We start from the raw sequence: 12,176 nt of genomic DNA on the forward strand, positions 1-12,176 counted from the left end.
ACCACCACGATCCGCGACCGCTCGGCGTGGTCGGCGCGATCCTGCCCTGGAACGTGCCCTTGGTGCTGATGATGCTGAAGATCGCCCCCGCGCTGGTCGCCGGCAACACGGTGGTGGTGAAGGCCTCCGAAGAGGCCCCCTTCGCCACCTTCGCCATGGTCGACCTGATCGCGCAGGTCCTGCCCGCGGGCACGGTGAACGTGATCAACGGCACCGGCGCGGCCTGCGGCGCGCCCCTCTGCGCCCACCCGAAGGTCGCCAAGATCACCTTCACCGGCTCCGAGGCCGTGGGTCAGGCCGTCTACGAGGCCGCCGCCAAGAAGATCATCCCGGTCAGCCTCGAACTCGGCGGCAAGTCCCCGATGATCGTCTGCGCCGATGCGGATCTCTCCAAGGCCGTCGCCGGTGCCATCTCGGGAATGCGCTTCACCCGGCAGGGGCAAAGCTGCACCGCCGCCAGCCGCATCTACGTCCATGCCGACCTGATGGAGCCCTTCCTGGCCCAGCTGACCGAAGCCCTGGACACCCTGAAGATCGGCGACCCGCTGGACGAGGCCACGGATGTGGGCACCATCATCAACGCCAAGCAGGCGAAGGTGATCCGAGATTTCGTCGCCAAGGCGGAAGCAGCCCCCGGCGCCCGCGTCCTCCGCTTCGGCCAGCTGCCCGAGGACAGCGCCCTCGCGCCCGAGCTCTTCCTGCAACCCACCCTGCTGATGGACCTGCCCGCCGATCACCCCTGCATCCAGCAGGAGATCTTCGGCCCCGTCGCCTACCTCGAAGCCTGGACCGACTACGAAGAGGTCATCGCCAAGGCCAATGACACCCACTACGGCCTCGCCGCCTCGGTCTGGACCACCTCGCTGTCGACGGCGCTGGACAGCACGGCACGGCTGAACGCGGGCTATGTGCAGGTGAACCAGAACCTGACCATCCAACCCAATGTCTCCTACGGCGGCTTCGGGCGCTCGGGGCTCGGCAAGGAGGCCTCGCTTGAGGCCATGCTGGCGCATTTCACCCGGCTGAAGACCATCGTGCTGAACTTCGACTGATGGAGCAGATCGTCCTGATCTGCACCGCCACCCTCGCGGCGGCGGTGCTGCGCGGGCTGACCGGCTTCGGCTTCGCCCTGGCGGCGGTGCCGGCGCTCAGCCTGTTCCTCGACCCGGCGCAGGCGGTGACAATCGCGATCCTGCTGCAATGCATGGTCGGGCTGCGCGACCTGGCCCTGATGCGGAAGCTGGTGCAATTCCGCGCGCTCGGACTGATGGGGGCGGGCGCGCTCCTCGGCACGCCGCTGGGCATCTGGGGGCTGACGCTGCTGCCGGCGGACGTGATGCGCCTCGTGCTGGCGGGGATCGTCGCCATCGGCCTCGCGGCGCTGATCCTCAAGGTCCGCCTGCCCCCGGGTCCCGGCCCGGCCATCGGCGCCGGCTTCGCCTCGGGCCTGTTCTCGGGGCTGGCGGCGATGCCCGGACCGCCCGCCATCGCCTACTTCCTCGGCACCGGCACCCCGGCGAAACAGACCCGCGCCTCGCTGATGGTCTTCTTCTTCCTCACCTCGCTGATCGCCCTGCCCGGCCTATGGCTGACCGGCACCCTGCATGGCGAGACCTTCACCCAGGCGCTTGCCGCCTTCCCTGCCCTGCTGATCGGCACCTGGGCCGGGGGCCGCGCCTTCGACAGGCTGGGCGAAGGCGGCTACCGCACGGCCGCCACGGCCCTGCTGGGCGTCACCGCCGCCGTCACCGCGACCCGGGGTCTTGCCGGGCTCCTCTAGGCCCATCACCAGGCTGAAAGTACTCCGGGGGGTGAATTGCGCCCGCATGGGCGCAAGAGGGGGGCAGCGCCCCCCTCCCCCCCTCATCCCCAGACGCCGACCTGACCGGCCAGCCCGCAACCGCAGCCTGTCGCCCCCCCGGGGCCGCCAAGCACCATTTGCATCCGTCCCCCCGACGCCCTAAGTCATTTCCAACTGCCCGAAGGATGCCGACCGTGACCAACCACCTCTATCAGAACGACCTGCCGGACGGGCTGGACCTGGGGCCGGTGGTGGCGATCGACTGCGAGACCATGGGCCTCAACCCGCACCGCGACCGTCTCTGCGTGATCCAGATGTCCGGCGGCGACGGCAATGCCCATATCGTCCAGGTGGCGAAGGGCCAGACCGAGGCCCCTAACCTCTGCCGCATGCTGGAAGACCCAGCGGTGCTGAAGATCTTCCATTACGGCCGCTTCGACATCGCGGCGATGTACAACGCCTTTGGCGCGCTCGCCGCGCCGGTCTACTGCACCAAGATCGCCAGCCGCCTCGTGCGCACCTATACCGACCGCCACGGGCTGAAGAACCTGACCCAGGAATTGATCGGCGTCGACATCTCCAAGCAGCAGCAGATGTCCGACTGGGGCGCCGCCGAGCTGACCGCCGCCCAGCTCGACTATGCCGCCTCCGACGTGCTCTACCTGCACCGGCTGCGCGACAAGCTGGACCAGCGCCTCGCCCGCGAAGGCCGCACCGAAATCGCCCGCGCCTGTTTCGACTTCCTGCCGACCCGGGCCAGGCTCGACCTGGCCGGCTGGCCCGAGGTCGACATCTTCGCGCATTCCTGAGGAGGCATCATGGCTGTCAGCGAGGCATCCAGATCGCGGTTCATGCGCTGGCTCAGGATCGCCCTGCCGCTGGCCGCCATCGCCCTGCTCTCGACCCTCTTCCTGCTGTCGGACAACCGCGATCCGATGGCGGAAATCCCCTTCTCGACCATCGACCTGCAGGAATCCGCCCGCAGCCAGCGCGTCACCCGGCCCAGCTTCGCCGGCGCCACGACCGGGGGCGACCTGATCGCCTTCACCGCCGAGAGCGCCCTGCCGCTGGACGACGACCGCCTGGATGCCAGCCAGATCGCGGCGCGCATCGACATGACCTCGGGCAACGGGCTGGACGTGACCGCCGAGGCGGGGCTGGTCGACCAGCCTGCCGATACCGCGACCCTTTCCGGCACGGTGCTGATCACCTCGACCACCGGCTATCGGATCGAGACCGACGAGATCGCCATCGGCATGCAGGAACTGCGCGCCGAAACCCCCGGCGAGATCCGTGGCGAGGGCCCGCCGGGCAGCTTCACCGCGGGCCGCATGCGGCTGACCAGCGACCCGGAAACCGGGCAAGCCTATTTGGTTTTCACCGACGGCGTGAAGCTGGTATACCGGCCCGGAACCACCGAGGAGTGATCGCCGTGATCCGAGCCCAGACCCGCCCGTTTTCGCCGCGCAGCCTCGCCCCCCTGGCTTTCGTCGCCGGCCTTCTCGCCCTTCTGGCGCTGCCGGCCGCCGCGCAGCAGACCTCGGTCCCCTTCGGCACCGAAACGGACAGCTCGGCCCCGATCCAGGTGCAATCCGACACGCTCTCGGTCAGCCAGGAGGACGGATCCGCCGTCTTCGAAGGCAATGTCCTTGTCGAACAGGACAGCATGCGCATGGAGGCGGCCCGGGTGCAGGTGATCTACGACGAGGACCAGTCGCGTATCCAGCGACTTGAGGCCACCGGCGGCGTCACCCTCGTCTCGGGCGAGGATGCCGCCGAGGCCGAACGCGCCGACTATGATGTCGACGACGGCAATGTGGTGATGTCCGGCGACGTGCTGCTGGTGCGCGGCCCCTCGACCATCCAGGCCGAGCGCATGCGCATCAACCTCGACGCCGGCACGGCGCTGATGGAGGGCCGGGTTCGGACCTTCCTGACCCAGGACGGGAACTGAACCTTGGCCCGTACCAGACTGACCGTGGAAGAAGGCCGGCAGGGTCTGCGCATCCAGTCCCTGCGCAAGGCCTACCGCAAGCGCGTGGTGATCCGCGACGTCTCGATGACGCTGGACCGGGGCGAGGTCGTCGCCCTGCTGGGGCCGAACGGTTCCGGCAAGACGACGTCTTTCTATTCCATCGCCGGGCTGGTGATTCCCGAAGGCGGCAAGGTGATTCTGGACGGCACCGACGTGACCGGCCTGCCGATGTACCGCCGCGCCAAGCTGGGCATCGGCTACCTGCCGCAGGAGATGTCGATCTTCCGCGGCATGAATGTCGAGGACAATATCGCCTCGATTCTCGACATCACCCATTCCGACCGCCACAAGCGCCGCGAACGGCTGGAAGAGCTGCTGTCGGAGTTCTCGATCGAGCACCTGCGCCGCGCCCCGGCCATGGCCCTGTCGGGCGGGGAACGCCGCCGGGTGGAAATCGCCCGCTGCCTCGCCGCCGAACCCAAGTACCTTCTGCTGGATGAACCCTTCGCCGGGGTCGACCCGATCTCGGTCGCCGATATCCGCCACCTGGTCGCCGACCTGAAGACCCGTGGCATCGGCGTGCTGATCACCGATCACAACGTCCGCGAGACACTGGAGATCGTCGACCGCGCCTATATCCTGCATGACGGCAAGGTGCTGATGTCGGGCACCCCCGACGAGGTGGTGCAGAACGACAATGTGCGCCGCGTCTACCTGGGCGATTCCTTCCGCATCAGCTGAGGTTTGCCGGCCGGCCCTTTTCCTCGAATTGGCGCGATCTGTGTCACTTCCGCGCGTGCGCGGGCGGTCCGTTCAAGGGGCCCATTGGTCACAACCGATTGATTCGGCGGAACAAAGCCTGCGCAAAGGCGCAACCGGGCGGTGATACGCCTTGGCAAGCACCGCCACCGGATTTGATTGACAGACCGGGCCTTTCCCTCGTCAAATGGTTGCATGACAGCTTTGCGACACGCCGAACCCGTCCCGTCTGTCCGCCCCTGCGGAACCGCCGGATATTGGCCTTCGATCCCGCGTCGCAACCTGTCGATTTTCCGCAGCATTCGAGCCTGAGCCGCGCGGCCCCGCCGCGCCGGCCGACGCCCGAAATGTCATGAGAGGAGACGGAATGCGTTACAAGATCACCGGCAAGCAGATTGATATCGGCGATGCGCTGCAAACCCACGTCAAGGACGGGGTGGCTACGGCCATCGGCAAATACGCCGAGCGCCCGACCGACGCGAGCGTGACCTTCTCCAAGGACGCCCACGAATATACCTGCGAGACCACCGTGCATCTCTCGACCGGGCTGACCGCCCAGGCGAAGGCGAATTCCACCGAGATTTACGCCGCTTTCGAGAAATGCTGCGACAAGATGGAGAAGCAGCTGCGGCGCTACAAGCGCCGGTTGAAGGACCACCACAAAACGCGGGCAACCCCGGTTGAAATTCTCGAGGCCTCCTCGTATATCCTCGCCTCGGATCAAGAAAGCCTGGAGCCTGAACCGGAAAGCCTGCAACCCGTCATCGTGGCGGAGATGGAAACCCGGATCCCGTCGCTGTCCGTCGGCGAGGCTGTGATGCAGATGGAACTTGCCGGTGCCCCGGTGCTGGTGTTCCGCAACGAAGGCAAGAACGGGTTGAACGTGGTCTACCGCCGCGACGATGGAAATATTGGCTGGATCGATCCGCGTAGCTAGAGGGCCCAAGGTGCCCCGCCGCGTGGGGGGCCGCCCGAAATAGCGTGAGGCAGAATGAAACTGTCACAGATCCTCAAGCCCGAGGCGATCAAGGTGATCGCCTCGGCTTCGAGCAAGAAGCGTCTGTTGCATGACGTCGGCGAGCTGGCCCATTCGGTGCTGGCGCTGAACCAGTCCCGCGTCGTCGAAGCGCTGCAGGAACGCGAATCGCTGGGGCCGACCGGTGTCGGCCACGGCATCGCCCTGCCCCATGCGCGGCTGGACGGCCTGGAATCGGTCCAGGGCTGCTTCATCCTGCTGGAAAAACCCGTCGACTTCGATGCCATCGACCGCCAGCCGGTCGACCTGGTCTTTGCCCTGCTCGCACCGCAGGACGCCGGCGTCGATCACCTGAAGGCCCTGGCCCTCGTCTCGCGCTCGCTGCGCGACGCGGATCTGTGCCGCAAGCTGCGCGCCAACCCGGATGCGGGCACGCTCTATGCCCTGCTGACCTCGGACCAGAACGTTCAGGCCGCCTGATCGCGCCCCCGGCGCGGCCAGGACAGGACGCCCGAGGCGATCAGCGCCGCCACCAGGATCACCGCCATGCCTGCCAGCCCGGTCCAGCCGGGCAGCAGGCCCCAGACCGCAAGGTCGATGCCCAGGGCCCAGACCAGCCCGGTGAAGTCATAGGGTGCCACGGCCGAGACCGGCGCCCGCCGCACCGCCTCGGTCGAGGCGATATGCCCGGCCCCTCCGATCAGACCCGCCGCGACCAGCAGCGCCAGCGCGCCCCGGTCCGGTCCCGCCAGCGGAGAGGGATCCGCCGCCAGTCCGATCCCGGCGCAGACCACCGCGAACCAGAAGGCGATGGCGGCCGTGCTCTCGGTCCGCGTCATGGCCTTTATGTGTACCCGCACGAAAGCCATGGTCACCGCATAGCCCAGCCCCGCCGCGATCCCCCAATGCGCCGTCTGCCCGGGAAGTTGCAGGCTTTGCCAGAGGATCAGCAGCATCCCCGCCACGCCCAGCCCGACCGCCAGGTACAGCCGCGGCCCCGGGCGCTCTGCCAGCAGCAGCGCCGCCATCGGCAGGCTGAGCACCGGCGCGAGGTAGGTCAGCGCCAGGGCATTGGCCACCGGCAGCCAGACCAGCGACAGGAAGGACATCGCCATCGCCGCAGCCCCGAAGAGACCGCGCGTCAGGTGCAGGCCCGGCCTGCGGGTTCCAAGCCCGCGCGGGAAATCACCGCGCAGCGCCAGCCAGAGACAGATCGGCACCAGCGCCACGGCCGAGCGCCAGAACATGATCTGCCCCAGAGAGGCCTCTTTCCCGACCGCATAGACCAGCGCCGACATCACCGTGACGAGGAAGACCGACAGCAGGCGCAGCAGGATGCCGGCCCGCTGACCCTCAGGCGCCCCTATCGCCAAGGTGCGAAGCCGAACAGCAGGTAGTCGCGCGCATAGGCCTCGGCCGCCGCCGCCTCGATCTGCGCGTCGTAGATCTGCGCCAGCGTGAAGGGGCTGTCCTGCGGCCCTTCCGGCAACGCAGGGACAGAGTGACCACAGCGGGACGCAAGACGCGCCAGCTCTTCCGGCAGCTCCTCTTCGCGCAGCACCAGGTCGGGGGGACAGAACTGGCCGAAGCCCTCGATCACCGCGGCCTGGCTGGCCCAGTGCGGGTCGATGCGCAGCCCGGTCTGCTGCGCCAGGTTGGCCTTTAGGAAACCGAGGAAGCCCAGGAAGGCCTCGCGGTGCTGGTCCAGCGCGTAGGCACCGCCCGGCGTGCCGGGGATCGGCAGCTTGTAGCGCTGGCGCAGGATCTTGCGGATCTCGGCAAAGCCGCCGCCCAGGATCTTGTCGCAGAACACCGCATGGGCACGGGCCACAGGATGACGCAGCACGGTGAAGCTGCGATGCCCGGGCCGGGCGCGCATCCACTGGCGCAGCTCCTTCTGGCCAAGCTTGCGGTGCAGGTCCTTCGGTCGCCCGCCCTCGAGCGCGGCCAGCCATTGCGTCACCTGCCGCTCGGGCCCGCCCTTGATGGGCATGTAGAGCAGCGGCGCCGCCTCCCCGGCGATGAAGCTGGGCACCTGTGGCCCGCGCCGGGGCTCGAAGTTCGGGGTGCGGGACAGGTTGAAGCGATCCAGCCGCGCCAGCGTCTCGGCCATCTGGTCGAAATTCCCGACCTTCTCGGACAGTGGCTCGGGGTTCTGCACCTTCAGCTTCTGCCCAAGGTCTGACAGCCGCGCCCCGACGCCCAGGTAAGACGCCAGCCCGTTGAGCACATCGAGGCTCTGGAGGTCTTCGTAGTCGATGTAGAAGGCCGTCTGGCCGGTGACCTGAAGAGCGCGCATGACGCGCAGCTGGAAGGATTGCAGCGCCTCCAGGTGGGCCTCGAACTCATCCGCGTCGAAGGTGACGCGCTCTTCCTTGCGCCGGCGCACGTCGGTCAGCTTCCACTGGCCGGTCGCCTGGGCGATCTTGAAGCTGACGTAGCTTTCCGCCGGATTGCGGCTCAGCACGATCTTGGCGCAGCGCGGATCGGCCAGGGCCAGTTCCAGGACCCTCTGGTCATGGTCATGGAAGAAGCGGAAACCGTTCAGCCCCTCTGCGCTACGGATCGCCTCTATCAGCGCCAGCGGGTCGGCATCCCGCGCCGCCTTGTCGATGCCGAGGCACTCGTCAGCATTGGGATAGGCGATGAAGACCGGGTTGAAGACCTCGCCCAGGCAGGCGACGCCATCGAGCGCGTTCAGATGCGCCTCGAGCAGGTTCGAGCCGGTGCGCATCTCGGCGAGAAGGATGAAGTAATCGAACTGCGGCATCTATTTCTTGATCAGATAGGGACGGCGCTGCTTGCCATCGGGGTCCTTGCGGGGCGCGGGATCGCCGTCGTCGACGGGAAAGTCGCCCATGAGATGGGGATGCATCCCCTGGTTCTTGAGGTTCTGCAGGAACTGGCCGAAGCCTGCGAAGTTGCGCATCCGGGGTACCTCGGACAGGCGCCGCGCGGTGCGCATGCCCATCTCGTCGACCACGATCTGCAGGGGCTCCATCGGGGCTTCGACGAATTCCGCCATGGTCCAGATGTTGACCCGGGCCCGCGCCCAGGGAGAGCGCAGCGCGTCGATGAACTCGCTCTCGATCCGTTGCAGCCGGGCGGCCTCCTTGCGCAGCACGCCGAAGTTGCGGTTCGACAGGTAGAGCGGCACGGCCCAGGCGCCCGAGATCACCGAGATCTGCGCATTGCCGTCCTTGGCCATGTCCCAGGCCACCGCCTGGCTGGCACGGGGCGAATACTGAAAGGCCTGGCGCTCGCCCCGGGTGTTCCAGATCAGGTTGGTCAGGAAGGCACGCGGCGCGTGGTCGCGCAGCGCCGCCTTGGCCGTCAGCGCGCCGTTGATCACCGGCTGACCGCCGGCGAATTCGGCGTCGCCGGGGCCGAACAGCTGGCCATGCACCCGGCACCCCGTGGTCCGCGACAGCCAGCCCTCGAAATCCTCGAACAGCTCGGAGAAGCCCTGGAAGACCGAGTATTGTGCCCCGGTAAGCCCGCCCTCCCAGCCCTCGCGGGGGAACCGCGACTGCATGTAGAGACCGCTGCGCCCCCGGGTTCGCCGCTCGGACGCCTTCGAGAAGATCCGGTCGATCTTGCCGGGGTTGGGCTCGCGCCGCTGCATGGCGCCCTCGGGGTCGGTCAGGAAGGCGCGGTAGAGGCGGTTGGCATGGGGCCAGATCTTGCGGGCGACGAAGCAGTCCGAGCGGCGCAGCAGCTGCAGGTGATCGTCGTAGAAGATATGCGGCTTGCCCTGGAAATCGAACTTCGACAGCGTCAGCGAGCGGCTCTCTATATGGGCCGAGTACTTGCGGGCGAGGGTCTGAAAGTAGCTTTCGTCAGGGATCCAGACCTTGCGGAAATAGCGGTCGTACTCGCGCCGCTGCGGATCCTCCAGGATCGCCGAGAGGGTCTGACGGGTCAGGCACCACCACTGGCTGCCCAGGTGCGGCACGATGCCCGCCGGGATGCGACGGCGGAAGCCGACCCGGCGCTGGAAGTTGACGTACCAGTCGAAGGCGCGCCGCTGCGTGCGCCACGAGAAGGGAAACCGCAGGGTGAAACGCTCTTCGTCCAGCCCGCCGACGGTCCAGGGCACATCCGACGTGGTGGCGCTTTCGATGAAATCTGTGCGCGGACGGGCGGCAAGGTAGGTCTTCAGCTCTTCGACCGGGCGCAACGGCAGGCACGAGCCGGAGGACAGGAAGACATGGCGCACCTCGGCATTCTCGCGCAGCAGCAGCTCGCAGGCATCCTGGGTGGCCGCAACGATGCCCCAGGTGCCCCAGCTGCAGCTGTGCCGGGTCGAGAAGCGTATGCCGGGCACGTCCTGCAGCGCCTCGCGGAAGGGGCGGAACCGGTGATCGGGCACATTGGCGTCGCAGTGGATCACCACCGGACAGCCGGCCGCGGACCAGTGGCGCGCCACCTGTTCGGCCCGCCGCAGCGCGGTATGCACCAGCATGACGACGCCGACGCTCATGCCCAGTTCCCCTTGGACATCAGCCCGAGAATCTCGAGCTGGCGCCAGTTGATGTATTTCTCGCTCCACTTGCACCAGAGGTCGGGATCCTCGCGCAGGGTCTCGTGATAGGCGATATACTCGCGCGAATTGCCGTAGTGCTGGCCGCGCTCAAGCTCTTCTTCGGCCTTGGCTGTGAAGGTGTCGAGAAACTTGGTGTGCAGCAACGCCCCCGAGGCCTTTTCCCCGCCCCATTCGTCGAAGACCAGGTTCAGCCCGCGCGGCAGCAGCGAATGGGTGGACGAGCTGTAGGCATAGTGCCGGTTCCAGCGCACCAGCGGGATCTTGTTCAGCGCCGGGGCCTTCCAGGGATCCTCGTCGAAGAAGATCCGCATCCGGGGCCCGCCCTGGATCCACAGGTTGCCGTGTTTCCAGTTGCGGTTGATCGTGTAGTTGCCGGCATCGAACCAGCTGGCGATTTCCAGCGGGTCCTGCCCCTCGTGGTAGGGCTGCGCAGTCAGCGGGCCCTTGGGATACATGTCCAGCAGCATGGCCGAGAACGAGCGGATCTCGCAGGCGTCCAGCCAGTCGCAGAGCGCCGCCATGGGGCGGGTATCGCAGAAGGGATAGACGAAGAACTCGTCGGGATCGACGGTCAGGCACCAGTGCTCGTGGCCGTAGCGCATCAGAAGCCAGTTGATCCAGTCCATGCCGAAGCGCGATTGCCGGTAGCTGGCCTGCGTCGTCCAGACCGAGCAGTCCTCCTGCCCGGCGAGGTACTCGCGCGAGCCATCGGTGCTGTCATTGTCGACGAAGAGGAAATGGTTCACCCCCATCTCGCGGTAGTAGTCCAGGAAATAGGGCAGCCGGATGCGTTCGTTGCGCAGGGTCGAGAAGGCCAGGATGTCGCGCCGGCGGATCTTGCGGGCGCGGTTCTTCACGGCCGAAAGCTGATGACGCCTGCGCAGGGCACGATAGAGGAGGAACCGCCTCTCGCGTCCCAGTCTGTAGGCATCCATCCAACCCAAGGCATCGCTCCTGCACGGGCGGCGCCTGCGGGCCCGGCGTTTGTTCCGATCAGTCTACGATCCAATTCTCTATGAAAACAGAAGGCGCTGAAAGGTGGAACTTGCCCCGGCGGCGGGGCAATCAGGCCCGAAACATCACGCCCGGCGCATCAGGCCCAGGGCCTCCAGCTGCTCGGGGCCCTCGTAGGCCCGGCTGTCCGGCCCCGTCAGCAGCGCCCCCCCGGCGATGGCGAGGTAATAGGGGTCGAACAGCTCGGGCTGGCCGAAATGCTCGCGTCGCCGGCGTTCCTCGCGGGCGCGGGCGGGGCTGTCGGGCAGGAACTTGGTATGCAGCAACACCCCCGAAGGCAAGGGCCCCGCCGGCCCGGCATAAAGCGCATTGAGCCGCGCGGGCAGGATCGAATGGGTCGAATTCAGGTAGGCGAAGCGGCGATTCCAGCGCACCAGCGGCAGCTTGTTCAGCGTCGGGCCGCGGTCGGGATCATCGGCGAAGAAGACCCTTTCGCGCAACCCGCCCTGCAGCCAGAGATTGCCATGCCGCGCCTGCCAGCGGGCGCGGAAGGGGCCGGCATCGAAATGGGTCAGGATCTGCGTCGGATCCTGCCCCGGTGCGTGGATGCCGGTGCCCAGCGGACCCTCGGGGCAGAGGTCGAGCATCAGCGCGCCCATGGCCTCGCGGCCCATGTCCTGCAGTCGAGCGGCAAGGTCGGGCAGGCGCTGCATCCCAGGGGTCAGCAGCAGCTCGTCGGCATCCACGGTCAGGCACCAGTGGCCATGGCCGTAGCGCATCAGCAGCCAGCCCAGCCAGTCCATCCCGAAGCGCGCGGCGCGGTAGCTGGCGCCGGTCTGCCAGATCGAGACATCGCCATGATCAGCCAGCCAGGCGGGCGACCCGTCCTGGCTGTCGTTGTCCACCAGCAGGAAATGGGTCACCCCCATGGCGCGGTAGTGGGTCAGGAAATAGGGCAGCCGCAGCGCCTCGTTGCGCAGGCAGGCGACCAGCAGCACGGCGCCGGGGCGGATGCTGTCGGTGCGGTCGGCCAGCGGGCGCAGCTGATGCCGGGCCCGCAGGGAACGCCACAACAGGCGACGCCGCAACAGGCGCAACCGATAGCGCCGCGCGGCGCCAAGGCGGGGCGGCGGGCCGGGGTCCATCCCGGCGCCGCGGCTCACTT

At 67.6% G+C, this 12,176-nt stretch carries 13 protein-coding genes; 8 read left to right on the forward strand and 5 right to left on the reverse strand.

Annotated elements, in window-relative coordinates; all coding sequences use genetic code 11:
* From OS124_RS0102230 to OS124_RS0102265, 8 genes are all read left to right on the forward strand, one after another.
* A partial coding sequence (locus OS124_RS0102230) for an aldehyde dehydrogenase family protein (protein WP_010137669.1) occupies positions 1–1,052 on the forward strand: 1,052 nt, incomplete at its 5' end.
* On the forward strand, positions 1,052–1,780 hold the full coding sequence (locus tag OS124_RS0102235) for a sulfite exporter TauE/SafE family protein (RefSeq protein WP_010137670.1): 729 nt from the start codon (positions 1,052–1,054) through the stop codon (positions 1,778–1,780). The genes OS124_RS0102230 and OS124_RS0102235, both read left to right, overlap by 1 nt.
* Before the next feature lie 215 nt (positions 1,781–1,995).
* The gene (locus OS124_RS0102240; RefSeq protein ID WP_010137671.1) at positions 1,996–2,610 is read left to right on the forward strand and encodes a ribonuclease D; all 615 of its coding nucleotides are present in this window, start codon (positions 1,996–1,998) and stop codon (positions 2,608–2,610) included.
* 9 nt (positions 2,611–2,619) lie between these two features.
* On the forward strand, positions 2,620–3,228 hold the full coding sequence (gene lptC / locus OS124_RS0102245; RefSeq protein WP_010137672.1) for an LPS export ABC transporter periplasmic protein LptC: 609 nt from the start codon (positions 2,620–2,622) through the stop codon (positions 3,226–3,228).
* Positions 3,225–3,755 (forward strand): LptA/OstA family protein, encoded by a 531-nt coding sequence (locus OS124_RS0102250; protein ID WP_010137674.1) that lies wholly within the window; start codon positions 3,225–3,227, stop codon positions 3,753–3,755. Before lptC ends, OS124_RS0102250 begins: the two co-directional genes overlap by 4 nt.
* 3 nt (positions 3,756–3,758) lie before the next feature.
* Complete coding sequence (gene lptB, locus OS124_RS0102255) at positions 3,759–4,517, forward strand: LPS export ABC transporter ATP-binding protein (RefSeq protein ID WP_010137675.1); 759 nt, start codon at positions 3,759–3,761, stop codon at positions 4,515–4,517.
* Between the two features lie 385 nt (positions 4,518–4,902).
* Positions 4,903–5,472: a ribosome hibernation-promoting factor, HPF/YfiA family gene (hpf, locus tag OS124_RS0102260; RefSeq protein WP_010137676.1), complete on the forward strand. Its 570-nt coding sequence runs from the start codon at positions 4,903–4,905 to the stop codon at positions 5,470–5,472.
* A 54-nt stretch (positions 5,473–5,526) separates the two neighbouring features.
* Positions 5,527–5,991 (forward strand): PTS sugar transporter subunit IIA, encoded by a 465-nt coding sequence (locus OS124_RS0102265; protein WP_010137677.1) that lies wholly within the window; start codon positions 5,527–5,529, stop codon positions 5,989–5,991.
* Here OS124_RS0102265 and OS124_RS0102270 read toward each other — a convergent pair.
* The 5 genes from OS124_RS0102270 to OS124_RS0102290 all read right to left on the reverse strand — a co-directional run bounded on the left by OS124_RS0102270 (position 5,979) and on the right by OS124_RS0102290 (position 12,174).
* On the reverse strand, positions 5,979–6,884 hold the full coding sequence (locus tag OS124_RS0102270; protein ID WP_010137678.1) for a DMT family transporter: 906 nt from the start codon (positions 6,882–6,884) through the stop codon (positions 5,979–5,981). The two genes, OS124_RS0102265 and OS124_RS0102270, sit on opposite strands and share 13 nt — an antisense overlap.
* Entirely contained in the window at positions 6,875–8,281 is a 1,407-nt protein-coding gene (locus OS124_RS0102275; RefSeq protein ID WP_010137679.1) for a sulfotransferase family 2 domain-containing protein, read from the reverse strand. Before OS124_RS0102275 ends, OS124_RS0102270 begins: the two co-directional genes overlap by 10 nt.
* On the reverse strand, positions 8,282–9,994 hold the full coding sequence (locus tag OS124_RS0102280; protein WP_010137680.1) for a DUF5927 domain-containing protein: 1,713 nt from the start codon (positions 9,992–9,994) through the stop codon (positions 8,282–8,284).
* Entirely contained in the window at positions 9,991–10,992 is a 1,002-nt protein-coding gene (locus OS124_RS0102285) for a glycosyltransferase family 2 protein (RefSeq protein WP_010137681.1), read from the reverse strand. The genes OS124_RS0102280 and OS124_RS0102285 overlap by 4 nt, the downstream gene beginning before the upstream one ends.
* A 144-nt stretch (positions 10,993–11,136) precedes the next feature.
* Entirely contained in the window at positions 11,137–12,174 is a 1,038-nt protein-coding gene (locus OS124_RS0102290; RefSeq protein ID WP_010137682.1) for a glycosyltransferase family 2 protein, read from the reverse strand.
* Positions 12,175–12,176: the final 2 nt, after the last annotated feature.

This window comes from Oceanicola sp. S124, assembly GCF_000220565.1.
Lineage (GTDB): Bacteria > Pseudomonadota > Alphaproteobacteria > Rhodobacterales > Rhodobacteraceae > Pseudooceanicola.

Coding starts and splice junctions, on each gene's coding strand:
- OS124_RS0102235 (WP_010137670.1), top strand. CDS start 1,052: ATGGAGCAGATCGTCCTGATCTGCACCGCCACCCTCGCGGCGGCGGTG.
- lptC (WP_010137672.1), top strand. CDS start 2,620: ATGGCTGTCAGCGAGGCATCCAGATCGCGGTTCATGCGCTGGCTCAGG.
- hpf (WP_010137676.1), top strand. CDS start 4,903: ATGCGTTACAAGATCACCGGCAAGCAGATTGATATCGGCGATGCGCTG.
- OS124_RS0102265 (WP_010137677.1), top strand. CDS start 5,527: ATGAAACTGTCACAGATCCTCAAGCCCGAGGCGATCAAGGTGATCGCC.
- OS124_RS0102275 (WP_010137679.1), bottom strand. CDS start 8,281: ATGCCGCAGTTCGATTACTTCATCCTTCTCGCCGAGATGCGCACCGGC.
- OS124_RS0102280 (WP_010137680.1), bottom strand. CDS start 9,994: ATGAGCGTCGGCGTCGTCATGCTGGTGCATACCGCGCTGCGGCGGGCC.
- OS124_RS0102285 (WP_010137681.1), bottom strand. CDS start 10,992: ATGGATGCCTACAGACTGGGACGCGAGAGGCGGTTCCTCCTCTATCGT.